This is a genomic window from Vibrio sp. SCSIO 43009, assembly GCF_023716525.1.
Lineage (GTDB): Bacteria > Pseudomonadota > Gammaproteobacteria > Enterobacterales > Vibrionaceae > Vibrio > Vibrio alginolyticus.
Genome location: NZ_CP071842.1, coordinates 3,235,062 through 3,256,189 on the forward strand (window position 1 = coordinate 3,235,062; position 21,128 = coordinate 3,256,189).

Consider the following 21,128-nt stretch of genomic DNA (forward strand, 5'->3'; position numbering starts at 1 on the left):
TAAGTATAAAACTAAAGAAGTGCTAGCGTGATCACGATACCCCCATTAGCCATAAGGAGACTATTGGGGGTCGCGCTTAAATCATCTGAATATTGATTTGATTATTCAGTGGCTGGACGTTTTTCTGCAACACTTTGAGCTCCTCAATAATCGCATCAGTGAGGCGGCTTTCCGCTTTATGACGCGTCAAGTTCTGTTGCATACGCTCTTTCTTGGCAAGTTGTTGGCGTTCTTCGCCACGCGCCATATCTTTCACTATGTGGTAAAGCTCAGAAATCGCAGGGTACGTTTTATCGAAATCAACGCGGTCTTCACCTTGTACATAATCCATGATGTTATACACACGGATACTGATTTCAGATAAATCGCACTGCCCTTGAATGCCCGCCTGACACAAGGTATGCACATTCTCAAAAATGTTGGCGTTACGTTTGTCTATCGCCAATTTTTGATGCTTCAGCTGCAATTCCTTTTGCTTTTTCAATTGAAGCAGAAGGTAACCTGCATAAGAAGCGAGTGCGATGATAATCACAACACCAGCAATAGCTAATAAGGTTACATTCATAGCTTAATTATCCTTTATAGTCGTCGAAATTAATGTCGTCGAAATCTGCCAGCAAGTCATCATCGTTGCGCGTGCTTTTCTCAGCAGGTGCAGTGAAGTCTTCCTCTTCTTCAGGTTCCAACAAACCTAGTTGGTCCATTAGCTTCTCAATGCGATCGAGTTTCTCATCGACGAATTTCTGTAGACCTGTGCCCAGGTTTTCACCCGCTTCAATACGGTCTAGCAACACGTTCAATTGCGCGTCATTTTCTAGCATCTCTAGTTCTTGCTCTGCCGACAAACGACGCTCTTGCTTCGTCATTTTCTTCGCAGGTTCAACAATCAGAGGTATTTTCTTTTTGCTGCCTAAGCGCGGGTCGCGATTTTGTGCAGCAGCTTGCTTTTTCTGCTCGTTAACTTCTGAGTTACGGTTACCCGTTTTCAGACCTTTACGCTTTTTAGCACGCTTGCGTAAGCGGCCTTCCACATCAGATTCTGTACGGTTACGAGTTACAACAAACTCAGGTGCACCAGCGGCACCCGGTTTTCTAGATTTTTTACTACGGCTCATTACTGGGGTTTCCTCAGTAAAATTACATCATTACCAATAAATTCGAGTTCGAGCTTATCCCGCTCTGCTAGGAACTGGAACGTGTCACGACTAAAGAACACTACGTGAGTGAGATCGTTCTTATAATGCCATGATTTGAAAGCCTCCACGTCGATGACCATTTTCGTCATCAGGCCTATCCAGCCCCCTGGCTTAACTAAATTCAACCATTGCTTCCACACCAAATCTGGGTGGTAGAGGTGCTCTATCACCTCTGTTGCTGTCATGAAGTCGTACGTTTTTTCTAAAACCGACGTATCAGGGTGGTAGTAGAGATCGTACAACGCCATGTTGTGCCCCGCCTCTTCCAGCATCAAGGAGAGCGTTGGGCCAGGACCACAACCAAAGTCGATACCATTTGATTGTGGAGAAATTCGCTCTGTGATCGGGTCAGCAATACGCGACAAAAAGCGTCGGTAACCCAAATCATCGGGGTTGTTCTCATGCAAATCATAGTGAGCTTTTTCGCTTTCCGCATCCAAACGTTGGTCTGGATTTACGAATACCAAGCTGCACTGCTCACATTGAAGATATTCACGACGCTTATCTTCAAAATAATGGTGAGTGCGCTGATTTTGGCATAAAGGACAGGTATGCATGCTGACTTCCTCAAACAGGGATGCGAAACATACCAGAAAGTGAACTCGGATTGGAGTGTTGTTGAGTATTTTTTCAGCAATTTTTATTAAAAAACTTTGTTTACAACCTATAAAGCTAAATAAGTGCAGTAATCTCAATTCAAGTTACGACTGAGCAAGTCAACGGATATAAAAAAAGCGACAGTCAGACTGTCGCTTTCTAAGTGCCATCAATTGGCGAAACTGTGTTGCACACATTTGGTGCACCAATGATCCCTTTGTTTTTAGAGCTTTCCCTGCCAAAAAGAGTTGTTTTTCATCTTCCTGATGAGTTTTGGCTATCCGTTTACTTCCTGTCTACTGAGCAACTTCCTGTGCCTGATCCGTTTCACTGTCTTAACCGTCAGACGAGATGACCATCCTTATCTGATAGGCTCCCTACCTATCTAAATCCCTTTCTAAATCACCAAGCATCCGAGCTACATCCTTGGAGACCTAAACCGTGGTCTTAAATCCTTACATTCACTCCCTGTGAACGACTTCTACTTTACGCCATCCCGTTATGCTCACAAGTAATAGGTTGAAAAAATAATCCGCCTATTTTTCTAAAAAATCAAAATTATCATTTAATCAAAAACTTAAAAACACTAACAAGAAAAAGCCAACATCAAGTATGGCAAATGTCTCACAAACTGCCGAGCCAACTATCGCTTTCGCATCCAAACTCGACTGTGATATCTGTCACGAACAAAAATGCCCTAGTGGATTCACTAGGGCATTTTTGTACAAGTTGCTCGAACGATGTAGGGACATCTACCCAACCAGCTCAAGATGCAGGTTCTTGAGCGATTTAGGTATATTAGTGCAGACCGCCAACGTATTTAGACAGCACTTCGATATCTTCGTCTGTCATTTTCTTCGCGATGTCGCGCATCATGGCATTCATATCATTACCACGGTCGCCATCACGGAATTTTTCTAGCTGAGCTTTGATGTAGTCAGCATGCTGACCAGAAATTTTCGGGAAACCTGAAAGCTCAGTACCATTGCCACGAGGACCATGACATGCAATACATGCGGTTAGGCCACGCTCGGCATCACCAGCGGTATAAAGCGTTTTGCCTTTTGCTACTACATCTTCAGGTGTTGAGTTTTCTGAAACTGGTAGCGAAGCGTAGTAAGCAGATAGGTCTGCGATATCTTCATCGCTCAGTGGCATTGCCATACCACTCATTACAGGATCGTAACGACCTTGTTTACCACCACTTGTCATGCCTAGCTTAAGTTCTTTTAACTGCTTCTCAAGATACTTAGCGTGTTGGCCTGCGAGTTTCGGGTACGTTGTTATTGCACTGTTGCCATCTGCTCCGTGACAGGCGACACAGGTTTGTGATTTTGCTTTACCAGCCTCAATATTACCTTGGGCCCATACTGAGCAACTGGCTAAAAGACTCAAAATTAGCGCTAATTTCTTCATGACATTCCATTATAATTATCAAGCTTCCAGTACCACGGAATGTGAACATACCGCGTACACTCATGGTACAATAGGCGACCTTATGCCGAGCACGGTTATTTTACACATTTTCACAAAAAAGTAATCAATCGACTACACAAAGTCGAGATGGAGTTAACAGTGAGCGTAAAAATTCATTACCAAAATACGCATTTCATCACCAGCGCACCCGATATTCGTCACTTGCCGGAAGACGAAGGTGTCGAAATTGCGTTTGCAGGACGCTCAAACGCTGGTAAATCGAGTGCACTTAACCGTCTAACTAATCAAAAAAGCTTAGCCAAGACATCAAAGACACCTGGTCGTACGCAATTAATCAACCTTTTCAAAGTAGAAGAAGGTTGTCACATTGTCGATCTACCTGGATACGGTTTTGCTCAAGTACCGGTAGAGATGAAAAACAAATGGCAGAAATCTTTGGGTGAATACCTACAGAAACGCGAGTGCCTAAAAGGCTTAGTGGTTCTAATGGACATTCGTCATCCAATGAAAGATCTCGACCAACAAATGATTTTCTGGGCCATCGATAGCCACATTCCTGTGCAAGTTTTGCTAACCAAAGCAGATAAACTAAAAAGTGGTGCACGCAAACAAACTCTACTGAAAGTTCGTAAGCAAGTAGAAACTTTCGGTGGTGACGTTTCTGTTGATGTGTTCTCTTCACTGAAAGGATTAGGTGTCGATCAGCTACGTGCAAAACTGGATACCTGGTTTGCACCAGCACTAGCACACCTGATAGAAGAAGACGAACAAGAGATACCAGCGAGCGATGAAGAATAATTAACAATATTTGTTAAATTTCTTCGACACGGCCCTGCCATTTGGTGGGGCTTTTGTTTATCTGAACTAAATAACAGGCAATAAAAATCCCCGCCTTCCTGGCAGGGATAACGGGAGAGAAAAATTGGTAATTATTGTTATGTGACGAAGCATTGCTGAACTGAGATTCGATTTCAATAGGTTAAAAAGCGCTCTTGTTTCCTGTGTATCACCAAACATTCACTCCAAAAACACCCAATAGCGTTACAATTCAGACAGTTAAGCCAAGCAAATCTTCAAAAAGATGTAACTTAGTTTCTTTCAAGAAAAAATAATAGTGTGACTGGCGTAAATTTACAGGATGAATAACGCAATAAATTTGAAGGAAAAATCGAGATTTTGCAGTGACTTAGAAAGGTCAAAAAAGAAGGTTTTTGAAGGCTAACTTTAAGCTGCTGATCCAAAAGAATAATTTTCTTTCGCCCAATAAAAAACGCCCCAGTCAAAAACTGACTGGGGCGGCTGAATCAGCCTAATCCAATAACGTGAAACAAAAGGTCTGAAAGATAGAACATCTTACCTCTGTACCCTACGAGTATTAATGTACAACAATTGGTCAGAATTGCAAAGAATTTTTGTAGTTTTTTTTCATGAAATTTTTATTAAGCAACATCAAAGTTAACTTTGCGCTAGCTTTTTTAATCTCAAAAAAAAGCCAGCGTTTGTGCGCTGGCTCATAATTAATTGGTTATTTTGGTCTAAAAGTGACTAATGAGCTTGATCCCAGTTATCACCGTGACCTGCTTCTGCAACCAACGGTACTTTTATCTCTGCTGCAGATTCCATCAATTTCTGTACTTTACTTTCAATTTCGGACAATGATGACTCTTCAACTTCAAAGACCAATTCATCGTGTACTTGCATTAATAACTTCACACGACCATTGCCTTCTTCCTGAATCCACTGATCAACCAACAGCATCGCTTTCTTAATGATGTCCGCTGCCGTACCTTGCATTGGTGCGTTGATTGCCGCACGTTCAGCAGCTTTACGACGCATCCCGTTGCGCGATTTGATTTCTGGCAAATGCAAACGTCGACCAAAAATCGTTTCAACATACCCTTTATCTGCTGCCGTGCTGCGTGTGTCTTCCATGTACTGCATCACGCCTGGGTAACGTTCAAAGTATGTATCCATGTACGCTTGAGCCTCACCACGAGGAATGCCTAATTGCTTCGCCAAACCAAACGCACTCATGCCGTAAATAAGACCGAAATTAACCGCTTTCGCACGACGACGTTGCTCACTTGAAACGTCCTCAATAGAAACACCCATGATTTCTGCTGCGGTTGCCGCGTGGATATCTTTGCCATCACGGAAGGCATTCAATAAAGCTTGGTCGCCAGAAAGGTGCGCCATGATGCGCAGTTCGATTTGCGAGTAGTCGACCGCTAAGATTTTATGCCCTGATGGCGCGACAAACGCTTGACGAATACGACGGCCAGCTTCGTTACGAATTGGAATGTTCTGTAAGTTCGGATCAGTAGAAGATAGACGACCCGTTGCAGTCACTGCTTGGTGGTAAGAAGTATGCACGCGACCCGTTGATGGGTTGATCATCTTCGGCAGTTTGTCGGTGTAAGTTGATTTTAGCTTCGCCAGACCACGGTATTCCAAAATCAGTTTTGGTAGTGGGTAGTCTAGTGCGAGTTCTTGCAGAACTTCTTCATTCGTCGATGGTGTACCTGATGGCGTTTTCTTCACAACCGGTAAACCCATTTTTTCAAATAGGATGGCTTGTAATTGCTTTGGCGAGTTCATATTAAACTCTTGCTCAGCAATTTCGTACGCTTTCTTTTCAAGCTCATCAAGGCGAGCGGTAATCTCGACCGACTGCGCACTCAGCTTCATTTCATCAATAAAGACCCCAGTGCGTTCAATGCGCGAAAGAACTGGCACCAACGGCATTTCAATCTCTTCGTAAACTGTCTTCAGGCTTTCATCCTGCTCGATATTAGCAAACAAGCGATTGTGCAGACGAAGGGTCACATCCGCATCTTCTGCCGCGTATGGCGATGCTTGTTCCAGTTCGATTTGATTAAACGTAAGCTGATTTTTGCCTTTACCTGCAATTTGCTCAAAAGAAATGCAGCTGTGCTGTAGGAAGCGAAGCGCCAAGCTGTCCATATCGTGTTTACCGCCGACACTGTTGTAGATGTACGATTCCAACATCGTGTCGTGCTTGATACCTTTTAGCTCAATGTCGTAACGAGCGAGTACAGACGCATCATACTTTAAGTTTTGACCGACTTTTGCTTTCGCTGCATCTTCAAGAATTGGCTTCAGCTGTTCTAGTACCCAATCACGATCAAGCTGTTCAGGCGCATCTAAATAGTCATGTGCAACTGGCACATAAGCCGCAATACCTTCATCGACAGCGAATGACAAACCAACTAGATTCGCTAGCATGTAATCTAGGTTATCGGTCTCCGTATCAAATGCAAACAGCTCAGCCGTTTGAAGTTTATCTAGCCAAGCATTGAAGGTTTCTTTATCCAGAATTGTTTCATATTGGCTGCGATCGATTGTTACCGCAGAAGTTTCCATCTCGGCTTGAGAAGAAGAAGCTTGTGAAGATCCTGCAAGCTCTACGGCCTCCACAGATCCAGAACCGCCTTCAAGTAGTTCATTCAACCAAGATTTAAACGTCAGTTGGCCATACAGCTTCACTAATTCGTCTTTATTTGGTTCCGCTTTCAGCAATGATTCTGGCGTTTCCTCAAGCTCAACATCCAATTTGATGGTCGCGAGCTCATACGAAAGCATGGCATTTTCTTTGTTGTCGATGAGCTTTTTCGCCATGGTTTTAGAACCACGGAAACCAAGCCCTGCAATATTATCGAGGTTTTCATACAACTTCGTCAGACCACCAATACCTTGCAGTAGTGCGGTCGCTGTTTTATCACCGACACCCGGTACACCAGGAATGTTATCTACTTTATCGCCCATCAGTGCTAAGTAGTCGATGATCAACTCAGGTGGAATGCCAAACTTTTCAACCACACCTTCACGATCCATTACGACGTTCGTCATGGTGTTGATCAAGGTAATGTTATCATCCACTAGCTGCGCCATGTCTTTATCACCAGTACTGATCAATACAGGCATGCCCTTTTGTGATGCTTGGTATGCTAACGTACCGATGACGTCATCCGCCTCGACGCCAGGAACACAGATCAGCGGCAAACCCATTGCACGAATAACATTGTGTAATGGTTCAATTTGACAACGCAGGTCATCCGGCATTGGCGGACGATTCGCTTTGTATTCTGCATACATATCATCACGAAAGGTTTTTCCCTTTGCATCGAAAACCACCGCGATGCGCTCAGACGCAAACTGACGCATCATGCTGCGTAACATGTTCACGACGCCGTAAACGGCATTAGTTGGAATTTCACCATTGCTCATGGTGCCCGGGTAGGCGTGAAAAGCGCGATATAGGTAAGAAGAGCCGTCGATAAGGATCAACGGATTTTCAGGAATACTTGCCATAATTGTCTGTATCCAATTCAGTACTTGAGAGATCTGCCTAGGATGCCATGACTGCTGATCTGAATCTATCTTGTTCGCTCGATCTAGGTCGCGTAAATTTTTCCGACTTTATTCACGAAAACACCACCTCCTGTGGATAACTCTGTTTATAGAAATTATCCACTGGTTATCCAATAACAAAAAACACAAGAAAACACCAACCCAAACCATTGATTAATAACAACAAATTCGCATAACGGCGAGAAGATCAACGATCCTAAAATGATCATCGCATGTGGAAAAGATATTAATAGTGACGTCAAATAGAAATCGTAGAAAAGAAAAAAGCGACCCGAATGGGGTCGCCTAGCAGAAGTGGTAAAGCAAATTCTGTAAATAGAGCAGCTTAACCAAGAAGCTATAAATTACACTGGAAGCAATGTGAGCAATGTCGTGTCAAAAAGAATTCGTGCAAGTTCTCGGAAAAATGTTTCATCACTTCTCAACTTTCAGTTAATTAACTTCTGTTAATAAGTCACTCAACGTCCTTGTGAACTTTCCTCATTCCCTAAGACAGGTTTAATAATAATGATTCTCATTTCGTAGTCAACAGTTAAATGAGAAAAAATCTCATTTATTTTCACATTGCTTTAATGAAATGCACTCGAGATTCTCGAAGATTTACTTTTTCTTCAAATTTTTCAATTATATAGCCATTTCTCAATAACAAGCGAAGCATAGCCGGAAACTGGTTTCGAGATTTCACTTTTAATGTGTTGTAGCCTTGTTCTGCCACCCAATCCTCTTGAGCTTCCAAAAGCAGTTGTGCCACGCCTTCATTTCGAGCTTCAGGGACAACACCACCTAACCAGCTATAGAAAACACCATCCTCTAATTCGTAACCTATTTTGAAGCCGACAATCGTGCCATTTTTTTCTGCAACGAGGATTAAACTGTTTTTCTCTTCTAAACGTTGAGTCATGGAGTCTACCGTTTCTCCTTTCGAAAACTCGGTAACACGCGCCACAACTTGAAGTGCTTCTTCCAATGTGCCTTCACGAATCAGCATTGTCATTATTCTCTTCTCCAAAATAAAAATACCCAAGCACCTTGGATTGTTACTGTTGTAATCCGCCTGAGGTTACTTGGGTATATACAGACGAACAACTCTTGTTGGTCTGGTATTTCTCACTGAGCGATAATTACTCTTCTGTCGCTTCCGGAGTACGATTTAGGTGTTGAGCAGTTTGTGCATTCTCTTCTGCCAACCACTCAGCAACGTCTTTCGCAAAGTACGTTAAGATGCCATCTGCACCTGCACGTTTGAAGCACAATAGTGATTCCATCACAATTTCACGCTCTTTGAGCCAGCCATTCATGATCGCCGCTTTATGCATCGCGTACTCGCCAGAGACTTGATAAGCAAATGTCGGTACTTGAAGTTCAGTTTTTACTCGGCGAACTACATCTAAGTATGGCATACCAGGTTTAACCATCACCATGTCCGCACCTTCATTGATGTCTAGCGCCACTTCGTGAATCGCTTCATCAATGTTTGCTGGGTCCATTTGGTAGTTTTTCTTGTTGCCGCCTTTTAGATTTGAAGAAGAGCCAACCGCATCACGGAATGGTCCGTAGTAGTTCGATGCGTACTTAGCCGAGTAAGCCATGATTTGAGTATGAATGTAGCCCGCGTTTTCTAATGCTTCGCGGATCTTACCAATTCGGCCATCCATCATGTCTGAAGGCGCGACTACGTCAGCACCCGCTTCTGCATGAGACAAAGCCTGCTTAACCAATACTTCTGTGGTTTCATCATTCATTACGTAGCCATCTTCATCGATGATGCCGTCTTGGCCATGTGTCGTGAATGGGTCGAGTGCCACGTCTGTGATTACACCAATTTGAGGAATGTGTTCTTTAAGTGCTCGTACTGCTCGCTGAACCAAACCTTCTGGGTTGTAGGCTTCAGTAGCACATAAGCTTTTAGCGTCTTGGTTTACGACAGGGAAAAGCGCGATTGCTGGAACGCCTAGATTTGCAAGGTATTGTGCTTCTTCTAGCATTAAATCAATCGACAAACGCTCTACACCCGGCATGGACTCCACGCTCTCACGACGATCTTTACCCATAAGAATGAACATTGGGTAAATCAGATCATTAACAGAAAGTTGGTTCTCAGCCATCAAACGACGACTAAAATCGTGCTTACGTAAACGACGCATACGGCGTGCAGGGAATGGACCTTGAATTGATACAGACACCATTTTCTCCTTGTCTGGACGGTTATGATGATCAAATCATCTGGTGAACAAAATCATATCACTCTTGATGCATGTTGCGAGTGACAATCTGGAAAAAGGTAATGAAAAAAACTGAAAATGACCCAGCACTCACACTCAAGTATACTTCGAATACGAAACCAACCATGAAGCACAGAGAGTAACGATGATCGATACCCACGCGCACATCTATGCTAGCGAATTTGATAACGACCGCGATGAAGTAGTACAACGCGCCTTAACGCAAGGCATTAATAAAATCCTGTTGCCAAACATCGATCTGGACTCAATTGAGCCCATGCTAAAAACCGAAGCGGCATATCCTGACGTATGCCACTCAATGATGGGGCTGCACCCTTGCTATGTGGATAACAACGTTGAGCAAACGTTGGAGATCATCCGCGGCTGGTTTGAGAAACACAAGTTTATTGCGGTGGGCGAAATCGGTATCGACCTGTATTGGGACAAAACCTATCGTGCTGAGCAAGAAATGGCGTTCGTAGCTCAACTTAACTGGGCAAAAGAGATGGATTTACCGGTCGTTATCCACACTCGTGATTCGATTGAAGAAACACTCACTTTGCTACGACAAGAGCAAGATGGTCGTCTGCGTGGTGTATTCCACTGTTTTGGAGGCAGCTTAGAAGAAGCACAAGCAATCAATGAGCTAGGCTTCCACTTAGGCTTGGGTGGCGTATCAACCTTTAAGAATGGCGGGATGGATAAAGTCATTCCACATTTGGATATGCAGTGGGTCATTTTAGAAACCGACTGTCCATATTTAGCGCCGGTGCCACACCGTGGTAAACGTAATGAACCAGCCTACACTTCTCTCGTTGCACAACGTGTTGCCGACTTGCGTGATGTCGACATCGCAACCATCGATGCCATAACGACTGAGAATGCCAAAAAGCTGTTTAATATTTAATTCACGAGAATTGAAAAAGCGACGAAATCAACGTCGCTTTTTTATCACCTAAACTATTGAATGAACGATTCAACCCGTTGAAATAGTAGAACAATCCATACAAAATTATTGATAAACATAATAATTAACTAGCAACTCTACTTACTTCTCATATCGTCACTTTACTTCGTCCGCTTTGCAAAACTGTCGACAACTCGACACATTATTTTTCTATACTGATTTACGCCCATTAATTAGCACAAATGTAAAACAGCATGAATATGGAAGTTGAAGTGTGTACACATGGTGCTTACTTACAACGCGTACCGCGCAGTTTTTTTCAAAAGCTGCTGGGCATCAAGGAAGTATACGTATGCACAAAATGTGGTTACGTCATGAAAGTTAAGTAATTAGCCCAAGAAAAAACCAACCGCAAAAAAAGCGGCTCAATTGAGCCGCTTTTCACATCTAGATTAGCCTTATTCTTCGGTTTCCGCTTCTACTTCTTCGCTTCGACGAGTATAAAAACGCGCGAAGAACAAACCGACTTCAAACAGTAAACACATCGGAATAGCGAGTAAGGTTTGCGAGATCATGTCTGGTGGCGTTAACACCATACCTACGACAAACGCAGCCACTATAATATAAGGACGTTTCTGTCTTAAATCTTCTGGTGTAGTGGCCCCAGTCCAACACAACAAAATAATCGCAACAGGCACCTCGAATGCGATACCAAACGCCATAAATAGCGCCAGCACAAAGTCGAGATAACTCGAGATATCAGTTGCAAACTCTACTCCACCAAGAGAGATGGCGGTAAAGAAGCCAAACACCAATGGAAATACCACGAAGTAGGCAAATGCCACTCCACAGTAGAACAATAGCGAACTAGAGAACAGCAGTGGCATGATCAATCGACGTTCATGCTTGTACAAACCTGGCGCTACAAATGCCCACACTTGATACAAGATAAACGGCACCGCAATAAATACCGAAGCAATTAACGTCAGCTTAAGTGGCGTAAAAAAAGGTGACGCTACATCCGTAGCAATCATGGTCGCGCCTTCAGGTAGACGTTCTACTAAAGGTGCGGAAACAAACTCGTAAATGTGGTTAGAGAAATAAATTAGTCCAACAAACACGACCAACACTGCGAGGATTGAACGCAGTAGTCGGTTGCGAAGCTCCAACAAATGACTAATTAAAGGTTGTGTCTGCTCGACGGTAGACATGGCAAACCTCTTATTAAAAACCAGATCAAAAAGGAGCTACCAATCACTAGTAGCTCCTCCTAATGAGACTATTCGGCTTTCTTATCTGCCGCTGTAACCTTGCTCTCTTGCGCTTTCTCTACCTTTTCTGCTGCTGGCTCTGTTTTTACAGGCTCAGCCTCTGAATCGATGTTCTTTGCGTAAGGACGATTTACAGATTGCGCTGCCTTCTTCAACTCTTCAACTGAAGATTTCAACTCAGGGGACAAATCATCCATCCCCATTTGTTCTGCTTTGCGCAAGTTTTCTTGCAGCTCTTGGACTTTCAGCTCGTGTGACAATTCGTCTTTGACGCTATTTGCCATACTCTTAGCGGCACCGATAAAGCGAGACACGCTGCGAATAGCATGAGGCAAACGCTCCGGCCCAAGAACGACCAGACCAACAACAGATATTAATACCAGTTCCCAAAAACCGATATCAAACACGTTTTACGCCTGCTCTTTGTCTTTTTTCGTTTCAGGAGCAGCTTCTTTTTTCTGCTGCTCTTCTAGACTTTTTGGTTCGAAGTCTGCGTCTTTGTCATTTTTCGCAGGTTCATCTTCGCTCATCGCTTTTTTGAAGCCCTTAACGGCACCACCCAGATCGCCACCGATACCGCGTAGTTTCTTTGTTCCGAATAGCAATACAACAATTACAGCAATGATTAGAAGTTGCCAAACACTGATACCACCCATTCTCTTTACCTCGGGTCTTTAAACAAACAAAAATATTTCAAGAGTTTAACGTCTATTGACGATAAGCTCGCCAACTAAGCAGCCAAAATGTGACACCTGCGATACCGCAGGCCAACGAAAGCTGCTCAAAAGCATCGTTCACCAATATTGCCGAGCATACGACTAAAGTCGCGCCAACGCCAAACAAAAACTTTCCTGTCGCCTGCTGGCGCTTGCTCTGGCGATACCCTTGATAAAGCTGATCCATACGTTGATTCATCGCTTTACCTTGTTTCAGGCTATCGTAAAGTAGCTCTGGCAGTTCAGGTAATTTCTCTGCCCAAAATGGTGCGCGGTCTTTAATCGCATTCACTAGAGCTTGCGGCCCAACTTGATTCATCATCCATTCCTCCAGGAACGGTTTTGCGGTCTCCCACAAATCAAGTTGAGGATATAGCTGCCTACCAAGCCCTTCCACGTACAACAGCGTTTTTTGCAACAGTACAAGCTGTGGCTGAACCTCCATATTGAATCGACGTGCCGTGTTGAACAAATTCAACAACACATGACCAAAGGAGATTTCGCACAATGGCTTAGCAAAAATAGGCTCACACACAATGCGAATCGCGAACTCAAACTCATCGACATTGGTATCCGCAGGCACCCACCCTGAATCCACATGTAACTCCGCCACTCGGCGGTAGTCACGATTGAAAAACGCCAGGAAGTTTTCCGCCAGATAACGCTTGTCTTCGCTATTAAGTGTACCAACGATTCCGCAATCTAGCCCTATCCACATTGGGTTCTCTGGATGTTCGGGTTTGACGAACACATTACCCGGATGCATATCGGCATGGAAAAAGCTGTCTCGGAACACCTGAGTGAAGAACACACTCACACCGCGTTCCGCGAGCAATTTCATATTGGTGCCATTTGCTTTCAAGCCTTCAATATCAGAGACTTGAATGCCATATATTCGCTCAGAAACCATGACAGTTTCATTACTGAAGTCGGGAAAAACTTCAGGAACATACAATTCTTCGCTGCCCTCAAAGTTGCGGCGCAACTGAATGGCATTCGCCGCCTCACGTCGCAAGTCGAGTTCATCAAGCAGGGTTTTCTCGTACTCACGCACGACTTCAACTGGTTTTAAACGACGTGCTTCAGGCATCGCTCCGGCGACTATACGCGCCATTCGGTGCATCAGTTTTAGATCTGAATCAATGACTGGGCGAATATCTGGGCGGATAACCTTTAATACCACTTCTTGGTTAGTGTCTTTTATGCGCGCAGTATGTACTTGAGCAATCGACGCAGACGCCAGTGGTTTGATATCAAACTCGGTAAACCATTTTTCTAACGGACCACCTAATGCTTGCTCCATCTGCTTTTTTGCCAACTCGCCATCAAAAGGCGCGACTTGGTCTTGAAGTAAAGCTAGGGGATCAGCGATATGCGGAGGAAATAAGTCACGGCGCGTCGACATCATCTGACCGAACTTAATCCAAACCGGCCCCAGCTCTTGCAGTGCTAAACGCAGACGTTCACCGAGTGGTTTTTCTGGGTGCTTGTTCTTAATCCAAAACAAGCTTTTGCGCAGTAAAAGCGGCGCTTTGGTCAGTTGGTGATCGGGAAGCAGCTCATCTAAGCCGTATTCCAGTTGTACTTTGGCGATGTGGTATAAGCGCTTTAGTTCTGCTGGCGTCATGGTTTCTCCAATGCAGGCTTATCTGCATCCAGCTTATTCAGCAAAGCCGTTAAACGAGCTTCAATGCGAGAAGCCTGGCTGCGAACCTCATCAACTTGGTCGCAGAAATAGGCCACTTCTAACGGAGCGGGAGCCAGTCTCCATTCTTCAGTCACTACTTGCGCAAGATGACGTTGGTGTTTTTCTGCTTGAGACGCAAGAAAGTTGCCGATGTTTTTTGAACCTTGCACAAAGGTATGTGCGGCGACATCGCCAGTCACGCGAGACAACCACTCTTCAACATCTGGTTTGCAATCCACCATCAACTGAGAGAATTTCTGCGCCAATTGAATATCGCCTTCAAGTTCAAGTTTATCTTGTTTAATAAGACGAGTGATGTTGGCCTGATCGCGCAGCTCTGGTAACACACTCAAGTTGAGCGATAGATAGCAGTTAGGCTGCCCTTCGTAATGACCGAGCACATCAATTTGCTGACTAAAAACGAATGTCAGTGTTTTATTGATCTCTTTCAGGTGAACTTGAATAACTTGACCTTTTAGACGCGCTAAACGACGGCCCAATGCAGGGTCGTCTTTGATCAGTGTATTCAGTGACGTTTCAATCACAGCGGTGATAAGTGGTTCAAATGGCATGCCGTTAACCCTTAGAATTTATAACCGCGATGCAAAGCCACAATACCACCAGTTAAGTTGTAGTATTTGGTGTTTTCAAAACCTGCGTCTTGCATCATGCCTTCCAGCGTTTCTTGGTCTGGATGCATACGGATTGACTCCGCTAGGTAGCGGTAACTCTCTGAGTCATTCGCAACTAGCTCACCGATTCTCGGCAACAAGTGGAATGAATATGCATCGTATACTTTAGATAACGGCTCTAGCACTGGTTTTGAAAATTCCAACACCAATAGGCGGCCGCCTGGCTTCAGTACGCGGAACATTGAACGAAGCGCTTTGTCTTTGTCAGTCACATTACGCAAACAAAAACTGATGGTGATGACATCAAAATAATCATCTGGGAACGGCAGTTCTTCTGCGTTGGCTTGAACGTAATGCACGTTACCCACAATACCGTTGTCACGCAGTTTATCGCGACCAACGTTAAGCATTGAGTTATTGATATCGGCAAGGATGACATGGCCTTCATCGCCAACAATGCGCGAGAATTTCGCCGTCAAATCCCCCGTACCACCACCTAGGTCAAGAATACGTTGGCCAGGGCGAGCGCCACTACAATCGATAGTGAAGCGCTTCCAAAGGCGGTGAATACCACCTGACATCAGGTCATTCATGATGTCGTATTTTGTTGCCACGGAGTGGAATACTTCGGCAACCTTAGTCACTTTTTCGTCTTTTGCCACTGTAGAGAAACCAAAGTGAGTGGTTTCATTCTCTAACGCTGTATTGGATTGCAAACTTGTGTCCGTCATTCTAATTCCTCTTAGGCAGCGCTTTCCTCTACGGGGCGTTTGTTGACAAATAAAATCGCCCACTGCACTGCGGGCGATTAGTTTACTTTATCCTCAGCCGGATGTCTTTCTACTAACGGGTCATTTTCTGAAAATGCATCACTCTGCGCTAACTGCGCGAGGTCGGAAGAAATCGGTCGTTTAATTTCAACTCCCAAGTGTTTAAAGCTTTCGGCTTGGCGAATCACATTTCCGCGCCCTGTGGCAAGCTTGTTCATCGCACCTTGATAGCTTTGATTCGCCTTATCCAGCGCACCGCCGAGCCCCTCCATGTCGTCTACAAACAATCGTAATTTGTCGTAGAGTTTTGTCGCACGCTGCGCAATCATTTTGGCGTTTTCATTTTGGCGTTCATTGCGCCATAGATTATCAATGGTGCGCAGTGCCACCAGCAACGTTGTTGGGCTCACCAAAATGATGTTTTGCTCCATCGCGTCTTTGATCAAACTTGGATCGGCTTGAATCGCGACTTGGAACGCCGGCTCAACCGGAATAAACATCAGTACATAGTCCAAACTCTGAATACCTTTGAGTTTGTGGTAGTCCTTCATGCTTAACCCTTTGATATGTGCACGTAGAGCAGCTAAGTGCGCATTCAAAGCCTGATCGCGCTCAGCATCAGTTTCAGCGTTGAAGTAGCGCTCATAGGCAACCAGCGCCATTTTAGAATCCACAACCACTTGTTTGTTCTGTGGGAGATGCACAATGACATCAGGTTGGTAACGCTTGCCTGCTTCATTTTGTAAGTTCACCTGAGTCTGATATTCGTGCCCTTCACGTAAGCCAGACTCGGCAAGTACCCTAGCGAGCACCACTTCGCCCCAGTTACCTTGCTGTTTGTTGTCCCCTTTCAACGCTTGGGTCAAATTAACCGCTTCGCGCGTCATTTGCTCGTTCAAACGTTGCAGGTTTTTCAGCTCATGCACTAAGGTATGGCGCTCTTTAGCTTCTTGGCTAAAGCTGTCATTAACGTGCTTTTTGAACCCTTCTAACTGTTCTCTAAGCGGTGACAACAAGCCTTCTAAACTCTGACGGTTTTGCAAATCGACCTTCGCGGTTTTTTCTTCAAACAGTTGATTTGCCAAGTGCTCAAATTGTTGTTTCAAGCGTGCTTCCGCTTGTTCTAAAATTTGCAGTTTTTCTGCATTGGCTTGGTTAATTTGCTCATGGCGAGCTTGCTGTTCACGCAGTTGCGTTTCTAGACGTGATTTGTGTTCACGCATTTGACCAAGCTCATCAAAGTATTGCTGGCGCTCTTGCTTTACGGCCTCGAAGTAACGCAGTTTTTCCATAGCTGCCATCAGCTTTCCGTGCGTTTGACGCACTTCAAACGCGGCTTTATCGCGCTCATCATCTAATTCATCCAACTCTTGCTGAGCATCGGCAAGGCTTTGCTTGACCTGTTCAAGTTGCTGTTGATGAAGCTGTTTTTCTGAAAAAAGTTGTTGCTCGAGAAGCTGAGTTTGGGTGATAAAACGCTGTTTCACCCACCAACCGGCAGCGACACCACTAAGCGTGGCAGCACAAAGAGAAGAGAGAATGAGAGATTGGTACTCAAGAATCCATTGCATAATAGCGAGTTAGCCTGTGTTTTGTATCTATAACAATGGTATTTAGACACTGGATAAATGTCCAGTTTGTTGGATGAAAAATCCTCGCATACACTAGGCCTTCCTATAATATTCTTTCTTCCGCTCAAATTATCCAAACCGAGCGGCACATCATCACGCAGAGGCATCATGAACGAGCGTCGCGCCCTAGGATTTGGGCTCTCAGCAGTATTACTTTGGTCTACCGTTGCAACCGCATTTAAACTCACGCTGGCAGAATTTACGCCGATTCAAATGCTATGCATTGCCAGCATCGTCTCTGCGATTGCACTAACAGTAATCTGTGGTGTGCAAGGTAAACTGGGCCAGTTAAGCGCTACATTTTTCTCAAACCCTTGGTATTACCTACTGCTTGGGTTGATTAACCCTTTGGCGTATTACGTTATTCTGTTCAAAGCATATGACTTGCTGCCCGCATCTCAGGCTCAAGCGATCAACTACAGCTGGGCCATCACCTTAACGCTAATGGCCGCTGTTTTCTTAGGACAAAAGATCCGTGGTAAGGACTGGCTGGCTTGCGGTTTTAGTTATGTCGGCGTGATAGTGATTGCCACGCAAGGCAATCTTTTAGGCATGGAGTTTGAGAGCCCGTTGGGTGTTGGTCTTGCGCTGCTATCAACACTGCTGTGGGCCGGTTACTGGATTTTAAATACCAAAAATAAGGCCGACCCTGTGGTTGGCGTTCTGCTCGGCTTTTTGGTCGCTATTCCATTCGCCATTGGTTTAAGTCTTTATGAAGGTGCGAACTGGCAGATGATCTCAGCTAAAGGCTGGGCAGCGGTGACGTATGTCGGACTGTTTGAAATGGGGATCACTTTCGTTTTGTGGCTGAGCGCACTCAAATCAACGCAAAACACCGCGCGTATCAGTAATCTGATCTTTGCTTCTCCATTTATCTCACTCATGTTGTTAGCTACCATCATCGGCGAAGAAATTCATCCTTCAACCTTGATTGGCCTGGTATTGATCATCAGTGGCTTAGTCATTCAGCAAGTCTCATGGGGCAAGAAAACCAAAGCGGTAAACGCTTCTTAATCACCTATCAAAAGCCCTAAAAAACGATGCAATAAGTTGGATAAAAAAGAGATATAGATAACATTTTAATGATAGAAAGCACTTTACGCTGCTAGGATTTAGCTACGCGTTGGATACGATATTCACAAAGCCCAATAGCTTACGCTAGATTCTAATATAATTACCTTTGGGCGATTTAGGACTCGTTATTAATTATGTTTCGCTTCGCTATTCCTTCGCCTTTGATGGCAGACTGGCAACACGTTCTGCGACAATGCTGTAATGTAACTCAAGCTCAGGGACAGCTTTATACTCTGAGCGATACTCAGCAGTGGCTATCGACTGAGGTGTCCACCTCAACCCAAAATCATCGTGCTATCATCGATGTGATAACGCAAGTTGTCGATCACTTTACGCCGACAGATTTTACAGTTAGCCATACCCCCTTTGAAGAGCAAACCTTGAGCATTGGACCAGTTTGGCTACCTAATGGCGAATTGCTTGCCGTACTGACACTGACTCACCCTAATGATCAATCAACGGCTGTTTCGGCATGGCTAAGCGCAATGGCGGGGCGGATCAGCTTTGATATCAACTTGCACTGTCAGCAAGAACAAACGCGACATCAAAGCGCGGAAATAAAGCCAACACCAACACTACAAGAGTTTATCGACTGCCTTGAAGACCACGTATGGATAAAAGGCATGGATGGTCTTTATTCGATGACCAACCGAAGCGTAGAAAATGCGTGGCAAAAAACCAACAGTGAAATCATTGGAAAAGACGATTTTGCTCTGTTTAGCCATGAACGTGCGGAAAAATTCATTGATGCCGATAAATTGGTGGTAGCCACGGGCACGCAAAATATTGTTGAAGAATGCCGTCAAATTGATGAAAACAATAACCCCACTTGGCTAGAAACCATTAAGTCTCCTGTCCGTGATCATGCGGGAAACTTAATCGGCATTCTGGGGATGACACGTAACATCACCCGCCGAAAAATGGTAGAAACGCAGCTCTCCTTAGCGTCCCAAATTTTCAACAATTCGCAAGAAGGCATGGTCATTACAGACCGCAATGCCAACATCATTGATGTAAACACGGCTTTTACCCAAATTACAGGTTACCGCTCTGAAGAGGTGATAGGAAAAAACCCACGAATTCTGCGCTCAGGCCATCATGATCAAGGTTTCTATCAACAGTTGTGGCATCAACTCGAAAACAAAGGCCAATGGAAAGGCGAATTCATCAACAGAAAGAAAGATGGCAGTATTTATCCGCAATTAGCGACCATTAGCGCCGTAATGGACGACAAAAACCACCTTATTAACTACATTTGTGTGTTTGAAGATATCTCTGTGCGTAAGGCACACGAAGAAAAGCTACAACGCATGGCTTTTTACGATCCATTAACCAATCTACCTAATCGAACCCATTTACTCAGCTTACTTGAGCAACACATCGAAACCGGACACAAAAACCAGCAGACGTTTGCCACCCTATTCTTAGATATCGACCATTTCAAACACATCAACGATAGCATGGGCCATTTCTGTGGTGACCAATTGCTGTCTAAGTTAGCGATTCGTCTGCAAGATGTGCTTCACCTCAATGCGCATGTGGCTCGCATTGGCGGCGATGAATTTGTGATTATTTTGCCAGACATCCATAGTGATGTTGCCTTACTGGAAACCGTCGGCGATATTCTAAGCGTATTCCAGCAACCATTCGACTTGGCAAATCACGACTCACTTCGTGTCTCGACCAGTATTGGTATTGCCTTGTACCCAAGAGACGGTCAAGACAGTGAAACCTTACTGAAAAACGCAGACACCGCGATGTACTTAGCGAAGAAAAATGGACGCAACGGCTACGCGTTTTACTCACCGGATTTGACCGATAAATCCGTATCCCATGTACGCATTCAATCCGCTTTGCATCAAGCAATAGAAAAACAACAACTCCGGTTAGAATTCCAACCGCAATACAATTTGGAACAAAATACGATTGTCGGCGTGGAAGCTTTATTACGCTGGCAGCATCCAGAGTTTGGCCTTGTACCACCAGCAGACTTTATTCCAATTGCAGAAAAAACAGGGCTGATTCAAAGCATTGGTGAGTGGGTGTTACAACAAGCTTGTTTGCAAGGTAATGCTTGGCTAGACCAGGGCATCGAGTTTGGCAAAATCGCCGTCAATGTTTCTGCGTTGCAGCTTCAGCAGTCAAATTTCATTCAGCGATTAAGTACTATCCTCGATAACACCGGATACCCTGCCCAACGGTTAGATTTGGAGATCACAGAGAGCTTTTTACTGATCGACCCTCAACAAGCCATTGCATCGTTAAATCAATTACGAGAGCTGGGTATTGAGATTTCTCTGGATGACTTTGGAACTGGCTATTCGTCTTTGTCTTACTTGAAAGGTTTGCCAATCAACAAACTGAAAATTGACCGCTCATTTGTCAGTGATGTCCCAAGTAATAGCGACAGCAACGCGATTGTGAATGCCATTATTGCCATGGGAAAAACGCTGTCGTTGAAAGTCGTCGCGGAAGGGATAGAAACTCGGGAACAAGCCGATTACTTATTCGAAAAAGGCTGTATTTATGGTCAGGGATATTTATTTAGTCAGCCAGTGAGCGCTGGAAAACTGTTTCGTTGAACCAGCTTGACCCT

General features: G+C 44.4%; 19 protein-coding genes. 4 read left to right on the forward strand and 15 right to left on the reverse strand.

Annotation, left to right across the window (positions count from 1 at the left end):
- Positions 1–76: 76 nt before the first annotated feature.
- From J4N43_RS15005 to J4N43_RS15020, 4 genes are all read right to left on the reverse strand, one after another.
- Positions 77–565, reverse strand: a complete 489-nt coding sequence (locus J4N43_RS15005) for a DUF2489 domain-containing protein (protein WP_005379254.1) — start codon at positions 563–565, stop codon at positions 77–79.
- Between the two features lie 7 nt (positions 566–572).
- Complete coding sequence (gene yihI, locus J4N43_RS15010) at positions 573–1,115, reverse strand: Der GTPase-activating protein YihI (protein ID WP_005379252.1); 543 nt, start codon at positions 1,113–1,115, stop codon at positions 573–575.
- Entirely contained in the window at positions 1,115–1,753 is a 639-nt protein-coding gene (locus J4N43_RS15015) for a class I SAM-dependent methyltransferase (protein WP_005379250.1), read from the reverse strand. Before J4N43_RS15015 ends, yihI begins: the two co-directional genes overlap by 1 nt.
- Before the next feature lie 838 nt (positions 1,754–2,591).
- Positions 2,592–3,209 carry a c-type cytochrome gene (locus J4N43_RS15020; protein WP_005379248.1) on the reverse strand — a complete coding sequence of 206 codons (618 nt, stop codon included), beginning with the start codon at positions 3,207–3,209 and terminating at the stop codon, positions 2,592–2,594.
- Positions 3,210–3,368: 159 nt separating this feature from the next.
- On the opposite strand from J4N43_RS15020, the gene yihA reads away from it, so the two are divergent.
- Positions 3,369–4,028, forward strand: coding sequence for a ribosome biogenesis GTP-binding protein YihA/YsxC (gene yihA, locus J4N43_RS15025; protein ID WP_017635019.1), 660 nt, complete (start codon positions 3,369–3,371; stop codon positions 4,026–4,028).
- A 506-nt stretch (positions 4,029–4,534) separates the two neighbouring features.
- Here the strand turns inward: yihA and spfP are convergent.
- The 4 genes from spfP to hemB all read right to left on the reverse strand — a co-directional run bounded on the left by spfP (position 4,535) and on the right by hemB (position 9,805).
- Positions 4,535–4,582 (reverse strand): small protein SpfP, encoded by a 48-nt coding sequence (gene spfP, locus J4N43_RS24650; RefSeq protein WP_438356636.1) that lies wholly within the window; start codon positions 4,580–4,582, stop codon positions 4,535–4,537.
- Between the two features lie 193 nt (positions 4,583–4,775).
- Positions 4,776–7,562, reverse strand: coding sequence for a DNA polymerase I (gene polA, locus J4N43_RS15030; RefSeq protein WP_252094120.1), 2,787 nt, complete (start codon positions 7,560–7,562; stop codon positions 4,776–4,778).
- A gap of 619 nt (positions 7,563–8,181) precedes the next feature.
- A complete protein-coding gene (locus tag J4N43_RS15035; protein ID WP_005379245.1) occupies positions 8,182–8,616 on the reverse strand; it encodes a GNAT family N-acetyltransferase in 435 nt (144 codons plus the stop codon).
- A gap of 127 nt (positions 8,617–8,743) precedes the next feature.
- On the reverse strand, positions 8,744–9,805 hold the full coding sequence (hemB, locus tag J4N43_RS15040) for a porphobilinogen synthase (RefSeq protein ID WP_031777176.1): 1,062 nt from the start codon (positions 9,803–9,805) through the stop codon (positions 8,744–8,746).
- Positions 9,806–9,989: 184 nt separating this feature from the next.
- On the opposite strand from hemB, the gene J4N43_RS15045 reads away from it, so the two are divergent.
- Complete coding sequence (locus tag J4N43_RS15045; RefSeq protein ID WP_005379240.1) at positions 9,990–10,751, forward strand: TatD family hydrolase; 762 nt, start codon at positions 9,990–9,992, stop codon at positions 10,749–10,751.
- A 458-nt stretch (positions 10,752–11,209) separates the two neighbouring features.
- On the opposite strand, the gene tatC is transcribed toward J4N43_RS15045, so the two are convergent.
- From tatC to rmuC, 7 genes are all read right to left on the reverse strand, one after another.
- On the reverse strand, positions 11,210–11,962 hold the full coding sequence (gene tatC, locus J4N43_RS15050; protein WP_005379234.1) for a twin-arginine translocase subunit TatC: 753 nt from the start codon (positions 11,960–11,962) through the stop codon (positions 11,210–11,212).
- Positions 11,963–12,030: 68 nt separating this feature from the next.
- The gene (tatB, locus tag J4N43_RS15055; protein ID WP_158157092.1) at positions 12,031–12,429 is read right to left on the reverse strand and encodes a Sec-independent protein translocase protein TatB; all 399 of its coding nucleotides are present in this window, start codon (positions 12,427–12,429) and stop codon (positions 12,031–12,033) included.
- Positions 12,430–12,432: 3 nt separating this feature from the next.
- Positions 12,433–12,678, reverse strand: coding sequence for a Sec-independent protein translocase subunit TatA (gene tatA / locus J4N43_RS15060; protein ID WP_005382958.1), 246 nt, complete (start codon positions 12,676–12,678; stop codon positions 12,433–12,435).
- Between the two features lie 52 nt (positions 12,679–12,730).
- Positions 12,731–14,365 carry a ubiquinone biosynthesis regulatory protein kinase UbiB gene (ubiB, locus tag J4N43_RS15065; protein ID WP_005379226.1) on the reverse strand — a complete coding sequence of 545 codons (1,635 nt, stop codon included), beginning with the start codon at positions 14,363–14,365 and terminating at the stop codon, positions 12,731–12,733.
- Positions 14,362–14,997, reverse strand: coding sequence for a ubiquinone biosynthesis accessory factor UbiJ (locus J4N43_RS15070; protein WP_158159535.1), 636 nt, complete (start codon positions 14,995–14,997; stop codon positions 14,362–14,364). Before J4N43_RS15070 ends, ubiB begins: the two co-directional genes overlap by 4 nt.
- An 11-nt stretch (positions 14,998–15,008) precedes the next feature.
- Complete coding sequence (gene ubiE / locus J4N43_RS15075) at positions 15,009–15,788, reverse strand: bifunctional demethylmenaquinone methyltransferase/2-methoxy-6-polyprenyl-1,4-benzoquinol methylase UbiE (protein WP_005379210.1); 780 nt, start codon at positions 15,786–15,788, stop codon at positions 15,009–15,011.
- 77 nt (positions 15,789–15,865) lie between these two features.
- On the reverse strand, positions 15,866–17,398 hold the full coding sequence (gene rmuC / locus J4N43_RS15080) for a DNA recombination protein RmuC (RefSeq protein ID WP_033905890.1): 1,533 nt from the start codon (positions 17,396–17,398) through the stop codon (positions 15,866–15,868).
- Between the two features lie 168 nt (positions 17,399–17,566).
- Here rmuC and J4N43_RS15085 point away from each other — a divergent pair, with 168 nt between their 5' ends.
- Together J4N43_RS15085 and J4N43_RS15090 are read left to right on the forward strand one after the other, a co-directional pair.
- Positions 17,567–18,472 (forward strand): DMT family transporter, encoded by a 906-nt coding sequence (locus J4N43_RS15085; protein ID WP_017635023.1) that lies wholly within the window; start codon positions 17,567–17,569, stop codon positions 18,470–18,472.
- Between the two features lie 194 nt (positions 18,473–18,666).
- Positions 18,667–21,114, forward strand: a complete 2,448-nt coding sequence (locus tag J4N43_RS15090; RefSeq protein WP_158159534.1) for an EAL domain-containing protein — start codon at positions 18,667–18,669, stop codon at positions 21,112–21,114.
- Positions 21,115–21,128 lie beyond the last annotated feature (14 nt).

Excerpts from the sequence above, each read along its gene's own strand:
- J4N43_RS15015 (WP_005379250.1), bottom strand. The coding sequence starts at position 1,753 with ATGCATACCTGTCCTTTATGCCAAAATCAGCGCACTCACCATTATTTT.
- J4N43_RS15045 (WP_005379240.1), top strand. The coding sequence starts at position 9,990 with ATGATCGATACCCACGCGCACATCTATGCTAGCGAATTTGATAACGAC.
- J4N43_RS15085 (WP_017635023.1), top strand. The coding sequence starts at position 17,567 with ATGAACGAGCGTCGCGCCCTAGGATTTGGGCTCTCAGCAGTATTACTT.
- polA (WP_252094120.1), bottom strand. The coding sequence starts at position 7,562 with ATGGCAAGTATTCCTGAAAATCCGTTGATCCTTATCGACGGCTCTTCT.
- tatA (WP_005382958.1), bottom strand. The coding sequence starts at position 12,678 with ATGGGTGGTATCAGTGTTTGGCAACTTCTAATCATTGCTGTAATTGTT.
- J4N43_RS15035 (WP_005379245.1), bottom strand. The coding sequence starts at position 8,616 with ATGACAATGCTGATTCGTGAAGGCACATTGGAAGAAGCACTTCAAGTT.
- J4N43_RS15070 (WP_158159535.1), bottom strand. The coding sequence starts at position 14,997 with ATGCCATTTGAACCACTTATCACCGCTGTGATTGAAACGTCACTGAAT.
- J4N43_RS15020 (WP_005379248.1), bottom strand. The coding sequence starts at position 3,209 with ATGAAGAAATTAGCGCTAATTTTGAGTCTTTTAGCCAGTTGCTCAGTA.
- ubiB (WP_005379226.1), bottom strand. The coding sequence starts at position 14,365 with ATGACGCCAGCAGAACTAAAGCGCTTATACCACATCGCCAAAGTACAA.
- J4N43_RS15005 (WP_005379254.1), bottom strand. The coding sequence starts at position 565 with ATGAATGTAACCTTATTAGCTATTGCTGGTGTTGTGATTATCATCGCA.
- rmuC (WP_033905890.1), bottom strand. The coding sequence starts at position 17,398 with ATGCAATGGATTCTTGAGTACCAATCTCTCATTCTCTCTTCTCTTTGT.
- tatC (WP_005379234.1), bottom strand. The coding sequence starts at position 11,962 with ATGTCTACCGTCGAGCAGACACAACCTTTAATTAGTCATTTGTTGGAG.
- yihI (WP_005379252.1), bottom strand. The coding sequence starts at position 1,115 with ATGAGCCGTAGTAAAAAATCTAGAAAACCGGGTGCCGCTGGTGCACCT.
- ubiE (WP_005379210.1), bottom strand. The coding sequence starts at position 15,788 with ATGACGGACACAAGTTTGCAATCCAATACAGCGTTAGAGAATGAAACC.
- J4N43_RS15090 (WP_158159534.1), top strand. The coding sequence starts at position 18,667 with ATGTTTCGCTTCGCTATTCCTTCGCCTTTGATGGCAGACTGGCAACAC.